This window comes from Roseobacter sp. GAI101 (assembly GCF_000156335.1).
Lineage (GTDB): Bacteria > Pseudomonadota > Alphaproteobacteria > Rhodobacterales > Rhodobacteraceae > Sulfitobacter.
Map to the genome: position 1 here is coordinate 3,016,916 of NZ_DS999213.1, position 20,103 is coordinate 3,037,018.

21 protein-coding genes are annotated in these 20,103 nt (G+C 60.3%); 12 read left to right on the top strand and 9 right to left on the bottom strand.

Annotation, left to right across the window (positions count from 1 at the left end):
- The first annotated feature begins 94 nt into the window (after nt 1-94).
- The 4 genes from pyk (at nt 95) to rplT (ending at nt 2,528) form a co-directional block, all read left to right on the top strand.
- Nucleotides 95-1,540, top strand: a complete 1,446-nt coding sequence (gene pyk, locus RGAI101_RS14080) for a pyruvate kinase (RefSeq protein ID WP_037228346.1) — start codon at nt 95-97, stop codon at nt 1,538-1,540.
- Nucleotides 1,541-1,589: 49 nt separating this feature from the next.
- Nucleotides 1,590-1,817 (top strand): hypothetical protein, encoded by a 228-nt coding sequence (locus tag RGAI101_RS14085; RefSeq protein WP_037228349.1) that lies wholly within the window; start codon nt 1,590-1,592, stop codon nt 1,815-1,817.
- 129 nt (nt 1,818-1,946) lie between these two features.
- Entirely contained in the window at nt 1,947-2,147 is a 201-nt protein-coding gene (gene rpmI / locus RGAI101_RS14090) for a 50S ribosomal protein L35 (RefSeq protein ID WP_008228149.1), read from the top strand.
- 15 nt (nt 2,148-2,162) lie between these two features.
- Complete coding sequence (gene rplT / locus RGAI101_RS14095; RefSeq protein ID WP_008229343.1) at nt 2,163-2,528, top strand: 50S ribosomal protein L20; 366 nt, start codon at nt 2,163-2,165, stop codon at nt 2,526-2,528.
- A 61-nt stretch (nt 2,529-2,589) separates the two neighbouring features.
- On the opposite strand, the gene RGAI101_RS14100 is transcribed toward rplT, so the two are convergent.
- On the bottom strand, nt 2,590-3,795 hold the full coding sequence (locus RGAI101_RS14100) for a YbfB/YjiJ family MFS transporter (RefSeq protein ID WP_008227493.1): 1,206 nt from the start codon (nt 3,793-3,795) through the stop codon (nt 2,590-2,592).
- A 2-nt stretch (nt 3,796-3,797) separates the two neighbouring features.
- On the bottom strand, nt 3,798-4,205 hold the full coding sequence (locus tag RGAI101_RS14105) for a GFA family protein (RefSeq protein ID WP_037228352.1): 408 nt from the start codon (nt 4,203-4,205) through the stop codon (nt 3,798-3,800).
- Between the two features lie 245 nt (nt 4,206-4,450).
- Between RGAI101_RS14105 and pheS the strand changes: the two genes are divergently transcribed.
- The 6 genes from pheS to RGAI101_RS14135 all read left to right on the top strand — a co-directional run bounded on the left by pheS (nt 4,451) and on the right by RGAI101_RS14135 (nt 11,268).
- A complete protein-coding gene (gene pheS / locus RGAI101_RS14110) occupies nt 4,451-5,524 on the top strand; it encodes a phenylalanine--tRNA ligase subunit alpha (protein ID WP_008225447.1) in 1,074 nt (357 codons plus the stop codon).
- A gap of 26 nt (nt 5,525-5,550) precedes the next feature.
- Entirely contained in the window at nt 5,551-5,829 is a 279-nt protein-coding gene (locus RGAI101_RS14115) for a YrhK family protein (protein WP_008224938.1), read from the top strand.
- Nucleotides 5,830-5,880: 51 nt separating this feature from the next.
- Nucleotides 5,881-6,678 carry an alpha/beta hydrolase family esterase gene (locus tag RGAI101_RS14120; protein ID WP_008228120.1) on the top strand — a complete coding sequence of 266 codons (798 nt, stop codon included), beginning with the start codon at nt 5,881-5,883 and terminating at the stop codon, nt 6,676-6,678.
- A 66-nt stretch (nt 6,679-6,744) separates the two neighbouring features.
- Nucleotides 6,745-9,144 carry a phenylalanine--tRNA ligase subunit beta gene (gene pheT, locus RGAI101_RS14125; protein ID WP_008228947.1) on the top strand — a complete coding sequence of 800 codons (2,400 nt, stop codon included), beginning with the start codon at nt 6,745-6,747 and terminating at the stop codon, nt 9,142-9,144.
- Between the two features lie 12 nt (nt 9,145-9,156).
- Nucleotides 9,157-9,612, top strand: a complete 456-nt coding sequence (locus tag RGAI101_RS14130; RefSeq protein ID WP_008226302.1) for a YtoQ family protein — start codon at nt 9,157-9,159, stop codon at nt 9,610-9,612.
- 45 nt (nt 9,613-9,657) lie between these two features.
- Complete coding sequence (locus tag RGAI101_RS14135) at nt 9,658-11,268, top strand: GMC family oxidoreductase (protein WP_008226894.1); 1,611 nt, start codon at nt 9,658-9,660, stop codon at nt 11,266-11,268.
- Here RGAI101_RS14135 and RGAI101_RS14140 read toward each other — a convergent pair.
- Nucleotides 11,265-11,972: a glutathione S-transferase family protein gene (locus RGAI101_RS14140; protein WP_008228883.1), complete on the bottom strand. Its 708-nt coding sequence runs from the start codon at nt 11,970-11,972 to the stop codon at nt 11,265-11,267. The two genes, RGAI101_RS14135 and RGAI101_RS14140, sit on opposite strands and share 4 nt — an antisense overlap.
- 152 nt (nt 11,973-12,124) lie before the next feature.
- Here RGAI101_RS14140 and mscL point away from each other — a divergent pair, with 152 nt between their 5' ends.
- Nucleotides 12,125-12,556: a large conductance mechanosensitive channel protein MscL gene (gene mscL / locus RGAI101_RS14145; RefSeq protein ID WP_008226587.1), complete on the top strand. Its 432-nt coding sequence runs from the start codon at nt 12,125-12,127 to the stop codon at nt 12,554-12,556.
- Nucleotides 12,557-12,626: 70 nt separating this feature from the next.
- On the opposite strand, the gene ald is transcribed toward mscL, so the two are convergent.
- Complete coding sequence (ald, locus tag RGAI101_RS14150) at nt 12,627-13,745, bottom strand: alanine dehydrogenase (RefSeq protein ID WP_008228707.1); 1,119 nt, start codon at nt 13,743-13,745, stop codon at nt 12,627-12,629.
- A 140-nt stretch (nt 13,746-13,885) separates the two neighbouring features.
- Here ald and RGAI101_RS14155 point away from each other — a divergent pair, with 140 nt between their 5' ends.
- Nucleotides 13,886-14,347, top strand: coding sequence for an Lrp/AsnC family transcriptional regulator (locus tag RGAI101_RS14155; protein WP_008226979.1), 462 nt, complete (start codon nt 13,886-13,888; stop codon nt 14,345-14,347).
- Nucleotides 14,348-14,359: 12 nt separating this feature from the next.
- Here the strand turns inward: RGAI101_RS14155 and RGAI101_RS14160 are convergent, their stop codons facing one another.
- The 5 genes from RGAI101_RS14160 to dctP all read right to left on the bottom strand — a co-directional run bounded on the left by RGAI101_RS14160 (nt 14,360) and on the right by dctP (nt 20,032).
- Nucleotides 14,360-15,874 (bottom strand): malonate--CoA ligase, encoded by a 1,515-nt coding sequence (locus RGAI101_RS14160; protein ID WP_008227606.1) that lies wholly within the window; start codon nt 15,872-15,874, stop codon nt 14,360-14,362.
- 12 nt (nt 15,875-15,886) lie between these two features.
- On the bottom strand, nt 15,887-17,119 hold the full coding sequence (locus RGAI101_RS14165; RefSeq protein ID WP_008229039.1) for a malonyl-CoA decarboxylase: 1,233 nt from the start codon (nt 17,117-17,119) through the stop codon (nt 15,887-15,889).
- Nucleotides 17,116-18,432, bottom strand: coding sequence for a TRAP transporter large permease (locus RGAI101_RS14170; RefSeq protein WP_008226846.1), 1,317 nt, complete (start codon nt 18,430-18,432; stop codon nt 17,116-17,118). The genes RGAI101_RS14165 and RGAI101_RS14170 overlap by 4 nt, the downstream gene beginning before the upstream one ends.
- Nucleotides 18,432-18,980 (bottom strand): TRAP transporter small permease, encoded by a 549-nt coding sequence (locus tag RGAI101_RS14175; protein WP_008227876.1) that lies wholly within the window; start codon nt 18,978-18,980, stop codon nt 18,432-18,434. The genes RGAI101_RS14170 and RGAI101_RS14175 overlap by 1 nt, the downstream gene beginning before the upstream one ends.
- Nucleotides 18,981-19,087: 107 nt before the next feature.
- Nucleotides 19,088-20,032, bottom strand: a complete 945-nt coding sequence (dctP, locus tag RGAI101_RS14180; RefSeq protein ID WP_008227074.1) for a TRAP transporter substrate-binding protein DctP — start codon at nt 20,030-20,032, stop codon at nt 19,088-19,090.
- Nucleotides 20,033-20,103 lie beyond the last annotated feature (71 nt).

Below are 20,103 nucleotides of genomic sequence, written 5' to 3' on the forward strand. Positions count from 1 at the left end.
TTATCGCTAACACTTTTGCACTCTACTCTGCTCCTTAGTCATGATAGACAGAACCCGAATTTAACTGACCGGCCCGGACGAAGGAAACCACAGCATGAAACGCACGCGGAACGTAAAGATAGTCGCCACTCTCGGGCCTGCCTCTGACACGCATGAAATGATCTCGGCGCTGCACCTTGCGGGGGCGGACGTGTTTCGCCTGAACATGAGCCACGGCAGCCATGATGAAATCCGGATCAAGCACAAGATTATCCGCCAGATCGAAGAGGAAACAGGGTCGACCATCGGCATCCTTGCCGACCTTCAGGGGCCAAAGCTGCGGGTCGGCGTGTTTGCGGGCGACAGTGAACAGCTGGTCGAAGGGGCCTCGTTCCGTCTGGATCTGGACGAGGCCGAAGGCGACGCCAGCCGCGTTTGCCTGCCCCACCCCGAGATTTTCGCCGCGCTAGAACCCGGTGCCAGCCTGCTGGTCAACGACGGTAAGATCCGGCTCAAGGTCAAGGAGTGCGGCCCCGATTTCGCCAATTGCGAAGTCATCATCGGCGGCGTCATTTCGAACCGCAAGGGCGTGAATGTGCCGGATGTGGTGCTGCCGCTGGCAGCGTTGTCCGACAAGGATCGCGCCGACCTTGAATTTGTCTGCGAACTTGGCGTTGACTGGCTGGCGCTCAGCTTTGTTCAGCGTCCCGAGGATGTGCTTGAGGCGCGGGACCTGGCCAAAGGCCGTGCCGCGTTGTTGTCGAAGATCGAAAAGCCGTCAGCTGTGGCGCGGTTCGATGATATCCTGTCGGTCAGTGACGGGATCATGGTCGCGCGCGGCGATCTGGGGGTCGAATTGCCCGTGCAGAATGTGCCACCGATCCAGAAGCGGCTGGTGCGCAAGTGCCGTGCCGCCGCCAAGCCTGTGATCGTCGCCACCCAGATGCTGGAATCGATGATCGAAAGCCCGATGCCCACCCGTGCCGAAGTCTCTGATGTGGCCACGGCCATCTATGAAGGTGCGGATGCGGTCATGCTGTCGGCTGAATCCGCTGCCGGGTCCTATCCGATTGAAGCGGTCAAGACGATGGACAATGTCGCGACCGAGGTCGAGATGGACCCGACCTATACCCAGATCATCGAATCCTCGCGCACTGCAGACCGCATGACGGTTGCCGATGGCATCGTCGCCGCGGCCCGCGAGATCGCGGAGACGACCAACATCAGGGCGATCTGCTGTTTTACCCAAAGCGGCACCACCGGTTTGCTGATCGCCCGCGAACGTCCCCGCGTGCCGATCATCGCCCTGACCCCGCTGGTAAAGACTGCGCGGCGTCTGGCGCTTAGCTGGGGCACGAACTGCATCATCACCGACCGGCTGGACCGCTTCAAGATGGCGGTCGTCAGTGCCGCACGCGCCGCCCGTGAGGAAGGCTATGCCGGTCCCGAGGACCTGATCGTCGTGATTGCCGGCGTGCCGTTCAATGTCGAAGGCAGCACCAACATTCTGCGGGTTGCCCCTTGCGACGAACGTTTGATCTTCAACACCGATCCGGAGTAAATGTCGGCCAGTTGGGGAAAAACATAGCAGGGCAAAGGCGCGCTTTCACATGGACACTGATCTAGCACTTGTTTTGGGAATCGCGCTTGCGGCGTTGTCTATCCCTTCACTTGTATCGGCGTTTTCTGATTCCCGGGCTCCGCGCGCCTCTGTCTTGACGATCCTGATCGCGGGCGGGTTGATCGTCTATGCCGTCCTGTCCCATCCGGGGGGCTATGCGCTGGCGGATATTCCCGATGCCGTTGTGCATGTGATCGCGCGCTATAGGTTCTGGTAAACCTCTGGTGTGGTCTTTTGGGCTTGCCATGCCCGCCAGTCCCTCCTATACGCCAGCTTCGTTCCGCGCGTCCGGCCTACGTGGCATGCCGAGTCGCGCATCTACCGAACTCAAGTCAAGGAGACGGAAATGCCCAAGATGAAGACCAAGTCGAGCGCTAAAAAGCGCTTTAAAGTATCGGCGACCGGTAAGGTCATCGGCAGTCAGGCCGGCAAGCAGCACGGCATGATCAAGCGGAGCAATAAGTTCCTGCGCAACGCACGCGGCACGACAGCATTGTCTGCGCCAGATGCAAAGATCATCAAGGGCTTCATGCCCTACGACCGCTAAGATAGGAGAGCCGATATGTCCCGTACAAAAGGTGGTGTCGTCACCCACGCCCGTCACAAGAAGGTAATCAAAGCAGCCAAAGGTTATTATGGCCGCCGCAAGAATACCTTTAAAGTCGCGCGTCAAGCCGTCGACAAAGCAAACCAATATGCAACCCGTGACCGCAAGAATCGCAAGCGCAACTTCCGCGCATTGTGGATCCAGCGGATCAACGCTGCGGTGCGCAGCCATGACGAAGCGCTGACATACAGCCGTTTCATCAATGGTCTGTCCCTTGCAGGCATCGAAGTAGACCGTAAGGTTCTGGCCGATCTGGCCGTGAACGAACCTGAATCGTTCGGTGCGATTGTTAAGCAAGCACAAGACGCACTGGCCGCATAAGCGCCCGACGCTTCTTGGAATTACAAAACGCCGCTCTGATATCAGGGCGGCGTTTTGCGTTTCAGTCGAGAGGTCTTTGAAAGGCTGCCAGCGCCGCGCCTGTCAGCAAGATGCAGGCCGCTACCAGCAAGCCTGATCCGATATTGCCTGTCGCATCGCCGATGGCCCCGGCCGTAAAGGGGCCGATTGTCTGGGCGACGGCAAAGACAACGGTAAACAGGCTCATCGCGGCGGCCCAGCTTGCGGGCGGCAGGTTCTGGCGGATAAAGCTGGTGATCGCACCGGGGGCCATGAACACGCACAGCCCGAAGACGATGGCCGATATCACAACCGCGCCCCCCGCGGGCAACACGACGGGCAGGGCCGACCCTACCGCGATTCCGGTCAGGATCATCGCCAGGGGGCGGCCGGAATTGTGCCGCGCCAAGACGCCGCGCCAGACAAATGGGGACAGGACCAGCGCAACGCCCAGGATGATCCAGACCCCGGCGATCAAGCCGGCCGACGCTTGTTGATCCGCCATCCAGGCCCCGAGGAACGTGAGGTAGACGATATACCCCATGGCAAACCCGGCATAGCCCGCCAATTCGCGCCAGATGCGCCGCAGCGGTAACCCTCCGGTTGCGGTGTTGCGCGGCGCGGGCACGTGCAGCGCGCGGGCAGACCACAAGCCAAGCGGGATGGCGATCACACTGAGCCCGCCGATGATGTACCAGCCAAAACGCCACGAGGACGGGCCCCATGCCTCGAGCATCAGGGGCAGGGATGCGCCAGCCAGCATGATGCCAAGACCGCCGCCAGTGCCAAACAGGATCGCAATCGCCAGCGCATTGCGTTTCGGATCGCCGGGAAACAACCGCGCGGTCAATACGCTGGCGGTGGAAAAGGACATCGCCCCGAACACCCCCGCGGCAATCCGCCAGAACGTCTGCCAGCCCATCGTCGCCTCGACCCCCGTGGCCAGCAGGCTGGCCGTGGTGGCGACAAGGCCAAAGCTGAACAACTGTGACGGTGCCACACGCCCGATCAGCAGCAACGTCAGCACGGCCCCCACCACATAGCCAAGCGCATTGGCCGTGTTCAGCCAACCGGCTTGCGCATAGCTCCACCCCAGCTCGGATTTCATTGCGGGCAGGATCAGGCCGTAGGCAAACCGTGCAAAACCATTGGTGACCATGACCCCCAGGGTCAGCCCCGCAAGCGCCAGCCAGGGCCGGTTAACGGGGCGGGGCCGGTCAACGGGACGGGGCAGGGCGCTGTGTGCCAAGGTTAGCCCTGCGGCCGTTGCGGCACGCTTGGCATACCATCGGCAATCAGATGGAACGGCTGTTGATCTTGCGTCCAGATCGCCATCTGCGGCCCGCCATAGGCCGTCGGATCATCCAGCGACCCGACCTTGAGCACGATGAACGGTCGCGACGGCAACCGCGTCAGGACATGGGTGCCGCAGTCGCCGCAAAATTCGCGCGTGACGGGGTTGTCCAGATCGCTCCGCGTGAACTGCCTGGGCGTGCCTTTGGTGAACGAAAACCCTTCCGCCGGCATCAGCATGAAATAATTTGGCCCCCCTCCCGAGATGTACTGACACTCTCGGCAATGGCACTGTGCCTTGAACGCGGGATTCCCGCTGGTCTCGTAGCGCAACGCGCCGCAATAGCATCCGCCTGATAGTGTCATCGTCAAACCCTCCCGTGTTGGGGGCACTATGTGCGCGGGTATCGGGGCGCGCAAGGGCCGGGGCGACGTGATCCGCCCCGGTCTTCGATCTCTTGCAACGCTTCGTGCGCGCCCTCGCCTATCAACGGTCAGTGGCCTTTCGACACTAGGCTCATGATCAAAAACGCCAACCCATCCGGCGTTGCGCTTGTAATCACGGGCGGTTCTGGTAGCACGTCAGCGGGCTAGCAAACGGCAGGTGCGACATGGATGATCTCAAGCAAAAATACATTGGACAGATTGCGAATGCAGCGGACGAGGCGGCATTGGAAGATATCCGTCTGGCCGCTGTCGGCAAAAAGGGCGAAGTTGCGCTGAAAATGCGCGAACTGGGCAAGATGACGCCCGAAGAACGCCAGACCGCCGGTCCCGCGCTGAATGCCTTGAAGGACGAGATCAACTCGGCCCTTGCCGCCAAGAAGGCCGCCCTGGGCGACGCCGCGTTGGATGAACGCCTGCGCAGCGAATGGCTGGACGTTACGCTGCCGACCCGTGCCACCCGCCAAGGCACGATCCACCCGGTCAGCCAGGTGACGGAAGAGGTGACTGCGATCTTTGCCGAACTTGGATTTTCCGTTGCCGAAGGCCCGCGCATCGACACCGACTGGTATAACTTCGACGCGTTGAACATTCCCGGACACCATTCTGCCCGCGCCGAGATGGACACGTTTTACATGGCCCGCGCCGAAGGCGACGACCGCCCGCCGCATGTCTTGCGCACGCACACTTCGCCGGTACAAATCCGCACGATGGAAGCACAAGGCGCGCCGCTGCGCATCATTTGCCCCGGTGGTGTGTACCGCGCCGATTACGACCAGACCCACACGCCGATGTTCCATCAGGTCGAAGGTCTGGCGATCGACAAAGACATCTCGATGGCGAACCTGAAATGGACGCTGGAAGAATTCTTTGCCGCGTTCTTTGAAGTTGACGGCATCAAGACCCGTTTCCGCGCCTCGCATTTCCCGTTCACCGAGCCCTCCGCCGAGGTCGACATCCAGTGTTCATGGGTCGATGGCCAGTTGCGCATCGGTGAAGGCGACGGCTGGATGGAAGTCCTTGGGTCCGGCATGGTCCACCCCAAGGTGCTGCAAGCGGGCGGGATCGACCCGAACGAATGGCAGGGCTTTGCCTTTGGCATGGGCATCGACCGCATCGCGATGCTGAAATACGGCATTCCCGACCTGCGCGCGTTCTTTGATTCAGACCTGCGCTGGCTGCGTCACTACGGGTTCGCCGGCCTCGACCAGCCGAACTTGCATGGCGGTTTGAGCAGGTAGGTCACGCCTGTCCCGGAGGCCGTGCAGTGAAGCTGTTTGATCATAAAAACCGCGAGGCATCGGAGGCCAGTCGAACCCTGTATGCGCGGTTCGAACTGGCGCATACCTTTGTGGATTTCATGGCGGCAGTGTGCTTTATCGTCGGTTCGATCCTGTTCTTTTTCGAGTCAGAGCAGATTCCCGCAACATGGCTTTTCCTGATCGGATCGTTTCTGTTTGCGGCAAAACCGACCTTGCGGTTGGTGCGGGAAATCAAGCTGTACCGGATGGGCGATGTCAAAGATCTGGCGAAAAGAGCAAAGTGAAGCCACGGCGTCACGTTCGGATAAACTGATACTCAAGGGTGGGCTGCCGTCATGATGCGCTGGTTGTTGTTGGTTCTGCTCGCGTTGCCGGCTTTCGCGGGATCCTCTGCCGCCCAGACATGCGGCGGCGACATCCCCTGCAGGATCGGCGACCGCGAGTACAACATCCTGCTGCCCGATAACTGGGACGGCACCTCGCCACTGCCGGTGATGATGCATTTTCACGCCTTCCTGCGCCGTGGCAAAACCGTGGTCAACCATCCCCGCATCGGTATTGAAACCAAACCGCGCGGGGTGATGCTGATCGCGCCTTCGGCCCAGAACCGCGCATGGCGGTTCTGGCAGGATGCGCCTGCGGACATCGCCTTTGCTGATGCGATCCTTGCGGATGTCGCCAAACGCTTTCCGGTGGACCCAAGCCAGATTTACATCTCGGGGTTTTCTTTCGGGGCAGCGATGGCGTGGCGCTATGCCTGTGCGCGGGGCGACAGGATCGCAGGGCTGATGACCATGTCGGGCACGATCCCCCAAGCGACATCCTGCCCCAATCCGCCGAAACAGGTGCGCCATGTCCACGGCCTGAACGACATCTGGATGAGCCTGCCGCGCGGTCCCGGCCATGACGCGACCAATGCGGTCGCCCTGTGGCGCAAGGCGTTTGACTGTGGCCAGGGCCGGATCACGCAAAACTACGAGATCAGGGCGGGCATCGGTGCCACGCATCTGGTCTGGGACACCTGCACCCAAGGCCGCAGCGTCACCCTGGATGTACATAGCGGCGGCCATTTCATTCCCGAACGCTGGCTGGGGGTGCAGCTGGACGACCTTATGCCGAAAACGCCGGACTAACCGCATTGAAACCGCCCTGATTAAACGCTAGGCCCTAGCCCAAGCATTTGCACGAGGATAAGCCCCATGAAATTCACACTGTCCTGGCTGAAAGAACATCTGGATACCACCGCGTCGCTGGATGAAATTACCTATGCGCTGACCGATCTGGGGCTCGAGGTGGAAGGCGTCGAAGACCGCGGTGCCAAGCTGGCGAATTTCACGCTGGGCTACGTCAAATCTGCCGAAAAGCACCCTGATGCCGACCGTCTGCGCGTCTGTCAGGTTGAAACCGACGAAGGCGTTCAGCAGATCATTTGCGGTGCGCCGAACGCACGCGAAGGCATCACCGTTGTCGTGGCCAAGCCGGGCGTCTACGTGCCGGGCATCGACACCACCATCGGCGTCGGCACGATCCGCGGGATCGAAAGCTTTGGCATGATGGCCTCCGAGCGCGAACTGGAGCTGTCCGAGGAACATGACGGCATCATCGAACTGCCCTCGGGCGAGGTCGGGGATCGTTTCATCGACTGGCTGGCCAAGAACGACCCCGCCAAGGTCGATCCCGTGATCGAAATCGCCATCACTCCCAACCGCCCCGATGCCTTGGGTGTGCGCGGCATTGCCCGCGATCTGGCCGCCCGTGGTCTGGGCACGCTGAAACCGCGTGATATGCCCGCCGTCGAGGGTACCTTCCCCTGTCCGATCAGCGTGTCGATCGACGAAGATACGCTGGACCAGTGCCCGGTGTTCTATGGCCGTGTGATCCGTGGCGTGACGAACGGCCCTTCGCCTGCATGGCTTCAAGACAAGCTGCGCGCCATTGGCCTGCGTCCGATTTCGTTCCTTGTCGATGTCACGAACTTCTTCACCTATGACCGCAATCGCCCCTTGCACGTTTTTGATGCCGACAAGGTCGCGGGCAATACGCTGCGCGTTCACCGTGCCAAGGGTGGCGAAACGCTGATGGGGCTGGACGAAAAGGAATATACCTTCACCGAAGGCATGACCGTGATCTCTGACGCCGAAAAGGTGGAGAGCATCGCGGGCGTGATGGGTGGCCTTGAAACTGGCTGCACCATGGAAACCGTGAACGTCTTTGTCGAAGCGGCTTATTTCGATCCGGTGCGCACCGCTTACACGGGTCGCGCGCTCAAGATCAACTCGGATGCGCGGTACCGGTTCGAACGCGGGATCGACCCCGAATGGACGCCTTACGCGATCGAACACGCGACGCAGATGATCCTGGATATTGCAGGCGGCGAAGCGTCCGACGTGGTGATCGCAGGCAAGGTGCCGGATTTCTCGCGCGCCTACAAACTGGACGCTGCCCGCGTGCAATCGCTGGTTGGCATGACCATTTCCGAGGCCGACCAGCGCAAGACGCTGACCGCGCTTGGGTTCCGCCTTGAGGGCAACATGGCCCACGTCCCCAGCTGGCGTCCCGATGTCCAGGGCGAGGCCGACCTTGTCGAGGAAGTCGCGCGCATTGCGTCCCTGACCAAGCTTGAGGGGCGTCCCCTGCCGCGTTTGACCGCCGGTGTGCCCAAGCCCGTCTTGTCGCCCATCCAGCGTCGCGAATCCTTTGCGCGCCGTGCCTGTGCCGCCTTGGGCTACAACGAATGCGTCAGCTACAGCTTTATCGATCAGGCCTCGGCGGCGCTGTTCGGCGGCGGGACGGATGAAACCCGTCTGGAAAACCCCATCAGCTCCGACATGAGCCACATGCGCCCCGCGCTTTTGCCTGCGTTGTTGCAGGCGGCAGCGCGCAATCAGGCGCGCGGTTTCCCCGACATGGCGTTGTTCGAAGTCGGCCCGGTGTTCACCGGCGGCGAACCGGGCGAACAGCACATGCAGGTCAGCGGTCTGCTGGTGGGGCGCACCGGCCCCAAGGATGTGCACGGGTCTTCGCGCCCCGTCGACGTCTTTGACGTCAAGGCGGATGTCGAGGCGGTGTTGTCCGCCATCGGTGCTCCGGCCAAGGTGCAGATCAACCGCAACGGTGCGGAGTGGTGGCATCCCGGCCGTCACGGGCAGATTTGCCTTGGCCCGAAAAAGGTGCTGGCCGTCTTTGGTGAAATTCACCCGCGCGTGCTGGCCGCGATGGACGTCAAAGGCCCTGCCATGGGCTTTACCATCTGGCCCGCCGAAGTCCCCCTGCCGCGCAAGACCGGATCGTCCCGGCCCGCGTTGCAGATCAGCAGCTTGCAGGCCGTTGAACGTGACTTTGCCTTTGTCGTGGATGCCGATGTCGACGCGATGACCCTGGTGAATGCGGCGATGGGGGCCGACAAGGCGTTGATCGACGATGTGCGTGTCTTTGACGAATTCATCGGTGGTGCCTTGGGCGAGGGCAAGAAATCCCTTGCCCTGACGGTCCGCATGCAACCCAGCGACAAGACGTTGAAAGATGCCGATATCGAAGCCGTCGGGGCCAAGGTGATCGAGAAGGTCACCAAGGCCACAGGCGGCGTTCTGCGCGGCTAAGAGGAGATTAGAATGACGCTGAATGTCTATCTTTCGGGTGAAATTCACACCGACTGGCGCGAACAGATCACCGAAGGTGCTGCTGGCCTGGGCGTCACGTTTTCCGGGCCTGTGACCGATCACGCCGCAAGCGATGATTGCGGCGTGGCGATCATGGGGCCCGAAACGGACAAGTTCTGGCATGACCGCAAAGGCGCGCAGCTGAACGCGATCCGCACCCGTCGCGGGATCGAGATGGCGGATGTGGTCGTCGTGCGCTTTGGCGATCAGTACAAGCAGTGGAACGCCGCGTTTGACGCAGGATACGCTGCGGCCTTGGGCAAATCGCTGGTGATCCTGCATGGCCCGGACCACGCCCATGCGCTGAAGGAAGTCGATGCAGCAGCCTTGGCCGTCGCGCAGGAGCCCGCGCAGGTCGTCGACATTTTGCGCTATGTCCTGACAGGGGCCTTGCCCGCCGCTGATTGATTGTGGCGTAGCCCCCGACTAGGCTTTGACCGGGGGGGCTGCACAATGGAATTTGACTATATCATCGCGGGTGGCGGGTCGGCGGGATGCGTCATGGCATCACGGCTGTCCGAAGATCCCGATGTCTCGGTCTGCCTGATCGAAGCTGGCGGCAAAGGGCGCAGTATTCTGGTGCGCGCACCCGCCTTGGTCGCGACGATGGTGCCGGGCCGTCCGAAAATCAACAACTGGGCGTTTCACACCACCCCGCAACCCGGTCTGAACAACCGCAAGGGGTTCCAGCCGCGTGGCAAAACGCTGGGCGGGACAAGTGCGATCAACGCAATGCTTTATGTACGCGGCCACGCCGGGGATTACGATGAATGGGCCAATCTGGGCTGTGACGGTTGGGATTGGCAAAGCGTCCTGCCGTGGTTCAAGCGCGCAGAAAACAACGTGCGCGGAGGTTGCGACCTTCACGGGGCGGGCGGGCCGCTGCAGGTGTCCGACCAGTCCGAACCGCGCGCGATATCCCACGCTTTCGTTGGTGCGGCGGGCCAGCAACAGATCCGCCACACCTCTGATTTTAACGGCCCCCGTCAGGAAGGGGCTGGCCTTTATCAGGTGACCCAGTTCCACGAAGGCGCACGGCGCGGCGAACGCTGTTCTGCTGCGGCTGGGTATCTGCCGGATGCCGTGCAGGCGCGGCCCAACCTGACGGTGCTGACCCGGTGTCAGGCGCGCAGGGTGATCCTGAGGGATGGCCGCGCCGTTGGCCTTGAGGTGCGCCAAGGCGGTGAGATGCGAACGCCCAAGGCCAATCGAGAGGTGATCCTGTCGGCTGGCGCATTCGGGTCGCCGCAGCTGTTGATGCTGTCAGGCATTGGCCCGCGTGACGAACTGGCTGCCCACGGGATCGACTGCCACCACGAACTGCCCGGCGTTGGCCAGAACCTTCAGGACCATCTGGATTACGTCGTCAGCTATAAATCGAAACGCAAGGATGTGATCAGTCTGGGACCACGCGGGCTGCTTGATCTGGCAAGGGCCGGGGTGCGCTGGCGGCGGGACGGGGCGGGGTTGTTCGCGACGCCGTTCGGCGAAGGCGGCGCGTTCCTGCGCTCAGATCCCGGTCTTGACCGGCCCGATCTGCAACTCCATTTCGTCATCGGGATTGTCGACGATCACTTGCGCAAGATCCATCTGAGCCATGGGTATTCCTGCCACGTTTGCGTACTGCGCCCTCATAGCCGCGGGACCTTGGGCCTGACATCTGCTGACCCGAACGCGGCCCCACGCATTGATCCGCAATACTTGAGCGACCCGCGCGATCTGGAGCTGCTGAAGAAGGGTGCCCGGATGATGCAAGATATCCTGGATGCACCGCCGCTGGACCCGTGGCGCGGCAAGAAGCTGTATGACCACGACGGGTCCGACAGCGCCCTTGAGGCTGATATCCGCAGCCGCGCGGATTCAATCTATCACCCCGCCGGAACGTGCCGGATGGGCGTCGATGATATGGCAGTGGTTGATCCTGCGGCGCGTGTGCACGGCATTGAAGGGCTGCGCGTCGTGGATGCGTCGGTCATGCCGCGCTTGCCGGGGGGCAACACGAATGCGCCCACGATCATGATCGCGGAAAAGATCGCGGGCGGGATGCGGGGTGTTCCGGCCTAGGACAAAGGCCGCGCTGGTATGTTCAGGCCCTTCTGAACGGCGGGCCGGTCTTCGAAGCGCTGGACGTAATCCACCAGATTGCGGTGGTCCGACCAGCCGACGGCGTCTTGCGCCCCGTAGAAATCAAGCGCTCGCAACCACGGGGCCACTGCGATGTCGGCAATGGAATAGTGTGGCCCCGCGACCCAGTCCTTGCCCGCAAGCGCAAGGTCCAGCACTGCCAGTAGGCGCTTGGCCTCGGCAATGTAGCGCTGCTGGGGGCGCTTGTCCTCCCACTCGGAGCCCGCGAATTTATAGAAAAAACCAAGCTGGCCCAGCATCGGCCCCAGCCCGCCCATCTGGAACATGACCCATTGGATGATCTCGGCCTTTTCCGAAGCCGTGCTGCCCATCAGCTTGCCGGATTTTTCCGCCAGATAGATCAGGATCGCACCGCTTTCGAACAGCCCGACCGGGGTGCCGTCCGGTCCGTTGGGGTCGATGATGGCAGGGATCTTGTTGTTGGGGTTCAGTGACAGGAATTCCGGGCTTTTCACGTCTTCGTCTTTCAACGTCACCAGATGTGGCTCGTAGGGGATGCCCATTTCCTCGAGCGCAATCGAGGCTTTGACCCCGTTCGGCGTGGGAAAGGAATAAAGTTGCAGAATATCGGAATTCTGCGCGGGCCATTTTTTCGTAATGGGAAAGGCGGTCAAATCGGCCATTGGGGCGGGCTCCTTGCTAAAGTTTCCTTTGTACTTAGCGAGCGAAACGTCAGAAAACAGGCTAGATCGGCAGAAAAGCTGTGTTAACGGAGAACATCGGCACGTTACGATTCGTAAACAGCGCCTTAAGAAAACTCCACGAGGGACAAAATATGCTTCAAGAATTCAAGGACTTCATTGCCAAAGGCAACGTCATGGATCTGGCCGTCGGTATCATCATCGGTGCCGCATTCACTGCAATTGTCAGTTCATTGGTCAGCGACCTGATCAACCCGATCATCGGTCTGGTGCTGGGCGGCGTCGATTTCACCGACATGTATGTTGTGCTGTCGGGCACCGTCCCCGCCGGTGCCGGTCTGGATATCGCGCGCGACTCCGGTGCGGCCATTTTCGCCTATGGTGCCTTTATCACTGCGTGCATCAACTTCTTTATCATCGCTTTCGTCGTGTTCATGCTGGTCAAGATGGTGAACCGTCTGAAATCGATCGCTGAAAAACCGGATGACATCGCACCCGAGGTCAAAACTGGCCCAAGCCAGTTGGACGTGTTGCTGCAAATCCGCGACGAGCTTGCGAAAAAGTGACCGGCAACCTGACCTCCGGAACAAAAAAAGGCCCGCAGCGATTGCGGGCCTTTTGTATCTGTCGGTCTGCCTAGCCTGTGATCGCTTCGTCTGCTGTGATCGCATCCATGCCCAAGGCCTCGGCAACGGCGGCATAGGTCAGTTGACCGGCATGTACGTTCAACCCGGCCTTAAGGTGCGGATCATCGGCGCAGGCTTTTTTCCAACCCTTGTCGGCCAGCGCCAGCATGAAGGGCATCGTCGCATTGCCAAGCGCGATGGTCGAGGTCCGCGCAACAGCCCCCGGCATGTTGGCCACACAATAATGCATGATGCCGTCAACCTCGTAGATCGGGTCGTGGTGGGTGGTGGCCTTTGATGTTTCAAAGCAGCCGCCCTGGTCAATCGCCACGTCGACAAGCACGGCACCTGGTTTCAGTTCGGACAGCTGTGCCCGGCTGATCAGTTTGGGGGCCGCGGCACCGGGGACAAGCACGGCACCGATGATCATATCGGCCTGACGCGCCAGTTCGATGGTATTGCCGGCAGAGGCGTAGGATGTCTTGAACACGCCGCCATAGATGTCGTCCAGATAGCGCAGACGGGGCAGGGAGCGGTCGAGTACGGTCACATCCGCACCCATTCCGGCCGCGATGCGCGCGGCATGGGTGCCGACGACACCGCCGCCGATGACCACGACATGGGCGGGGCCAACGCCCGGAACGCCGCCCATCAATACACCACGTCCGCCATTTGCCTTTTGCAAGGTCCACGCCCCGACCTGAGGGGCGAGCCGCCCGGCTACCTCTGACATCGGTGCCAGCAGCGGTAGGCCGCCCGCGCGGTCCGTCACGGTTTCATAGGCGATGCAGGTCGCGCCCGAGGCGATCAGATCATTGGTCTGGGCGGCATCGGGGGCAAGGTGCAGGTAGGTGAACAGGATTTGCCCTTCGCGCAGCATCTTGCGCTCGGCGGCCTGGGGTTCCTTGACCTTGACGATCATGTCGGCGCTGGCGAAAATCTCGGCGGCAGTGGCGATGATGGTGGCACCGGCCTGAATATAATCGGCGTCTTCGAAACCTGCGCCGATGCCGGCTCCTGTTTCGATGATCACCTCATGGCCGTGCTTTACAGCCTCGAAGGCGGCGTTTGGGGTCATGCCAACGCGGTATTCTTGTGGTTTGATCTCTTTGGGGCAGCCAATTTTCATGATTCAAATCCTGTTGGGGTGTCTTTGCGCCACGATACGCCCCTCAAAGCGCAAAAAGGCACGAAATACGGGTCGCCAATGGGGCCGTTCTTCGAATAGTATTCGAAGATTGTTCACAAACACGCGAAAGTATCGCACGAATGACCCTAGACGAGATTGATCGACGCATCCTGACGGCCCTGCAACAATCAGGGCGCATGTCGAATTCCGAACTGTCGGAAAAGGTGCATCTGTCTCCGTCAGCCTGTCACCGTCGCGTGCAACGGCTGGAATCCGACGGCTATATTCGGGGCTATGTCGCGCTGTTGGATGCGCGCAAGATGGGTGTGCCCACGACGGTGTTTGTCGAGATAACCTTGCAAGGACAAGCCGACGAAGTGCTGGACGCCTTTGAAAAGGCCGTCGCGCGCATCCCCGATGTATTGGAATGCCATTTGATGGCAGGCTCCGCCGATTACCTGCTGAAGGTCGTCGCCGAAAACACCGAAGATTTCGCGCGCATCCACCGCCAGTATCTGGCGCGTCTGCCCGGGGTCGGACAGATGCAATCCAGCTTTGCCTTGCGCACGGTAAGCAACACGACGGCGCTGCCCGTGGGCTAGGTGCCGTTTAGGTTACGCTGAAAACAGCCCCTGAAACTGATCCCGCAGCGCTTTTTTCTGCACTTTGCCCATCGTGTTGCGCGGCAGTTCCGGCAGGACGATCAACTTTTGCGGATGCTTGAACCGTGCAAGCGACTTGGCGATGTTGGTCATGATCTGCTCAAGGTTGGGGTCCGTATCCCCCTGCGGCACGATGATCCCGACAACCGTTTCGCCGAAATCAGGGTGCGGCACGCCGATCACGGCGCTTTCCAGGACGCCTTCTTCTTGATCCAGCAGCAGTTCGATTTCTTTGGGGTAGATGTTGTAGCCGCCCGAAATGATCAGATCCTTGTTGCGGCCCACGATATGCACATAGCCGTCCGGATCAATCTGCCCCAGATCCCCGGTGATAAAGAACCCGTCCGCGCGCAGTTCTTCGGCGGTCTTTTCGGGCATCTGCCAATAGCCCTTGAACACGTTGGGCCCTCTGACTTCGATCTCTCCGATCTCGCCTTGGGGCAGGGTTTCGCCGGTCTTGCTGTCGGTAATCTTGAGCTCGGTACCCGGTAGCGGAAAGCCGACTGTTCCCGCGCGCCGTTCCCCGTCATAGGGGTTCGAGGTGTTCATGTTGGTTTCGGTCATCCCGTAGCGTTCAAGAATGCGCATGCCGGTGCGCTTTTCGAACTGCACATGGGTTTCGGCCAGCAAAGGCGCGCTGCCGGACACGAACAGGCGCATATGCGAGACCAGTTCCCTGGTGAACCGCGGGTCGCCCAGCAGGCGCGTGTAAAAGGTCGGCACACCCATCATGGTCGTGGCCTGGGGTAGGTGGTCAATCACCTGATCCAGCTTGAAGCCGGGCAGAAAGATCATGCTGCCGCCAGCCAGAAGCGTTATGTTCGACGCAACGAACAGACCATGCGTGTGAAAGATCGGCAGGGCATGCAGCAGGACATCTTGGGATGTGAACCGCCATTGCGCCATCAGGACCTGCGCGTTCGACAGCAGGTTGTTCTGCGTCAGCATCGCGCCTTTGGATCGCCCCGTTGTCCCCGAGGTATAAAGGAAAGCGGCCAGATCGTCGCCGTCACGTGTGACGGTTTCAAAGCTGGTGGGCATCGCCTTGGCCTGATCTGTGAAGCTGCCCGAGCCGTCTGCGTTCAACGTCTCGAGCGTGGCACCGCAGGCCTTGGCGACAGGGGCGAGGCCATCGGCACCGGCCTGATCGCACAGGACCAACCGCGCACCGCTGTTTTCGACAAAATAGGACACCTCGTCCGGGGTGTAGGCCGTGTTCAGGGGCAAGAACACCACGCCAGCCTGGGCGCAGGCGGCGTAGACCGCCAATGCCTGAGGAGATTTGGCGATTTGCACGGCAAGCCTGTCACCCGGTTCCAACCCCATCCGGGTCAGCAGGCCCGCGTATTGCGCAGCCGTCTGCAAGAAAGCGGCATAGGTGATCGCGCTGCCGTCGGGCAGGTGCAGGAACACCGCGTCATTATTAAGATGCTGCCCGAAGAGGCTGTCAAAAAGAGGGTTGGCCATGGCGATATTCCCTTAGGTGTCTGACTTGAACGACGCGCTTAGGGCACGGACGTCTGGCGACGCGATGACCGTTTTTTCAGCGACAAACTGTTCGTGATTCTTAGTGATTTGCGACAGGTCGTAAAGGTAATTCACCATCGCGCCATTTGATTGCGCCATGCCCTTGTCCGACAGGTCGGCATTGCCGTGCACGGCATGGACCATCGCGCCGTTGCCAAGGTGGAACCGCGCAACAGGGTCCGCAGGCATCCCGTCGGGGCGCTTTGCCTCAAGCAGGTAATGGGCGGCAAGGTTGACGGGGTTGGCGTCTGGAACCGCATCGGTTTTCTTGAGCCATGCGTTCAAGCCGGGGATCGGTGACAGCGTGACGAAATTCTTGAGCATCGGCAGGTCGCGCGACAGGTCGGCGGCAACCTGTTTGATCAGCGAATTGCCAAAGGAAATCCCCGCCAACCCTGCCTGACAGTTCGAGATTGAATAGAAAACGGCGGTGTCTGCATCTTGGGGATGGATCGCGTCGCGGCCATCGGCCAGCAGGCTTTGAATGGAATCAGGGATGCCTTGGGTCAGGGCAACCTCGACGAAAATAAGCGGCTCTCCTGCCATGGCGGGATGAAAGAACCCAAAGCAGCGTCTGTCAGCCGGTTGCAGACGGCGCTGCAGGTCTTCCCAGCTGTCGATGGCGTGTACGGCCTCGTAAGCGATGATTTTTTCCAGGATTTCAGCAGGGCTGGACCAGTTCAGGGGCCGCAGTACCAGAAATCCGCGGTTGAACCAGGACGAGAACAGATGCTGGAAATCGACGTCCAGAGGGGCCAGATCGGGATGCTTGCGCAGGAAATCCAGCAGGTCCTTGCGCATCGCCACCAGCTGCGCGGTGGCACCGGGAACCTGGTTCAGCCTGCGGATCAACTCTTGCCGTGGGGGTTCGCATGCTTTGGCGAAGGCGCGGTAACTGTCTTTGGACGGGGTATCCTGGTAGGACTGAAGGGCATCCGTGACCTTTTGCGGGTCGATCTCGAGGTCATGGGTCATGAACACGAAGAACGCCAGTTTCTCGTCGGTATCCATGGCGGCATACCGATCAAGGATCAAGCGCGCCAAGGTACTGCCGGACACTTCGCCGTGGCTGCCCAGCAGATCACTGGCCAGCTCGGTTATGCTCCGCCCGGCAGCCTCGTCTGACAGGGCGCTGCGATAACGCCGTTCGAATACGGTTGAAATCAAACCTGCGAAAAAGCTCATCTTGCTGCCCCCATAACGGTATCGGGCAGCCATGTCGCCAGCCCCGGAAAGACGCAAAGCAGCACGATGGCCAGCACCATGCAGGCCACGAAGGGCATTGATCCGGTCAGGATCGTCCTCAGCGAGATATCCGGCGCGATGCCGTTGATGACGTAAAGGTTCAGGCCGACGGGTGGCGAGATCAGGCCGATTTCCATGTTGATGGTCAGCACGACGGCGAACCAGATCGGGTCGAACCCCGCAGTGGTGATGATTGGCAGCAAGATCGGTGCCGCCATCAGGATCACCGCGACCGGTGGCAGAAAGAAGCCCGCGATCAGCAAGAATACGTTGACGAAGCCCATCAGCACCCAGGGGTTCACATCCAGCGTGCCGATCCAGTTGGCGATGGATTGCGTGATGTAGAGGCTTGAAAGCATGTAGGAAAACACACCGGCGGCGGCGATGATGAACAGGATCATCACGCTTTCCTTGGTGCTGTCGCGCAGGACGACCCACAGGTCTTTGGGGTTCCACAGCTTGTAGATCACCATCGCGATGATCAGGCACAGCAACGCGCCGACGGCGGCGGTTTCCGAAGGCGTGGCGACGCCGCCATACATGGCATAAAGCACACCAAGGATGATCAGCAGGAAGGGGATGACACGTGGCAGGATCTCGAACTTTTCCTTCCACGTGTAGTTGCCCGAAGACAGCAATTCGCGGTCGCCGGATTTCCATGTGGAATATAGCGACCATACCATGAACAGCGCCACCAGCAGCAGGCCGGGGATGACCCCCGCCAGAAACAGTCGCCCGATCGAGGTTTCCGTGGCGATGCCGTAGACGATCATGGTGACCGATGGCGGGATCAGAATGCCTAGGGTGCCGCCGGCAGCGATCGACCCTGCGGCGACCCCGTCAGGATAGCCGCGTTTGCGCATTTCGGGGATGCCCATCTTGCCGATGGCGGCGCAGGTGGCCGGGCTTGATCCCGACATGGCCGCGAACAGGGCGCAGGCCCCGAGGTTCGAGATCACGAGCCCGCCGGGCACACGCGTCAACCAGCGCTCGAGTGCTTCGTAAAGGTCGGCCCCCGCGCGGGTCGAGGCGATGGAGGACCCCATGATGATGAACATCGGGATCGACAGCAGGGCAAAGTTATCAAGCTTGCCGAACAGGATTTCAGGAAGCAATTCAAGCGACCGCATGCCGTCGAAGATCATCAGGAATCCGGTCGAGACGATCAAAAGGCCAAGGGCGACCGAAACCCCTGAAAACAAAACGATGATCGTGGATATGGCGACAAACGCGCCTAAAGTGAGCGGATCCATTAAGCGTCCTCCAGCCCGAAGGGCTTATCAATTTTTAGAATGACAGCGACCAGATCCGCGATCAACTGTAGGAAAAACAGGGCAAAGCCAACAGGAAGGGACGCATAGGGTATCCACAGACGCACCCCCCATACCGTATCCGACTTCCAGTTCCTCTCGAACGCCAGATGCCAGAATTCAAAGCCGTACCAAAGCATGATCGCGACCATGACGATGGACAGGGACAGTGTAAAAATCGCCATGTTATAGCGCAGCTTCGGCCCCATCGTCAGCGGGATCAGGTCGACATTCACATGCCCGCGCAGCCGTTGAACATAGGGCAGGCCCACGAGGGTCGAACTGATGGCAAGGTAAATCACCGCTTCGGTCTGCCAGATGGTCGAACCATTCAGGACAAAACGGATAAAGATCATCTGGCAGGTGATCAGGACAGCGGCGACGATCATCGCGGCGGAAAACCAACCGGCCACAGTGGAAAGAGCCGCAACAGCTTTCAAGAACGGATTACCGCCCGTACGGGATACGACGGCAGCGCTTTGGCCAGCCATATGGGGTCTCCTCGGGATATTTTGGGGATTTTGGTGGTGAGAGGGGCGCACACTCCCCCACTCTTTTTGATTCTCGACGCGAGGGCCATGTCCAAAGCGCTTGTCCATCAGGCACTTCGTCGGTGAAGGCTTGTAGGATGTTTCTGCGCAAGGGCGCGCCATGCTTCGAAGTCGGCCTGCGACATTTGGGCGATTTCTACGCCCGCGTCACGAAAGACCTGCTCGGATGAGGCATCTTCCTTCTTGGCTTCTTCCAGATAGAACGCCTGGGCCTTTTCTGCCGCTGCCAAAAGGGCCGCCTGCTGCTCTTCGGTCAGGGACTCAAACTTGGATTTGTTGATCAGCATCGGCTGATACATGAACCACAAGGCGACGTCGCCCGCAGGCGTGTAGCATTTGACCTGCTCGTAAATCCGGTAGGACACGAAGGACGAAGACGACGTGTTCGCCGCTGTCAGAACACCGGTTTGCAGGCCGTTATAAAGCTCGGAGGACGCCATGGAGGCGATAGACGCCCCGGCACCGGCCAACATCTGTTCGAACGACTTGCCTGCCGCGCGAATTTGCGAACCGGCGACGTCTTCGGGCTTGGTGATGCATTTGTCTTTGCCGACAAAGCCGCCGGCCAGATAGCCATGCACCAGAACCATGACGTCATCATCGGCCATCTTTTCCTCGAGCGCGGCCATGAAGGGCGATTCGCTAAGACGGGCGGCGTGATCGTGGTTTTTAACCAGACCGGGCATCAGGGTCAGGTTGAACGCAGGTTGCTGGCCGCCGGCATAGCTAAGCGGCAGTACGGTCATGTCCAGCTGGCCGCGGCTGAGCGGGCGATACTGTTCGCGCGCCTTGAACAAGGATTGCGAACCAAAAATCTGGATTTCAAGATCGACATCAGCTTCGGCAACGCCATTCGCGACGATTTCGGCAACCTTGTTGCGCACATCCGTGTTCGACCATTGATGCGACAGGCGCAGCGTTTCCGCATGGGCTGCCGTGCCAAGTGTCAGGCATGCCAAAGCGGCCGCCGTGGTTAAAAACTTCAACTTCATGTTTCCCTCCCTGGGTGTGATCGGGGTCTAGTGCCCTAATTCAACTGAACCGGTTTTTTCACATGTTGTAT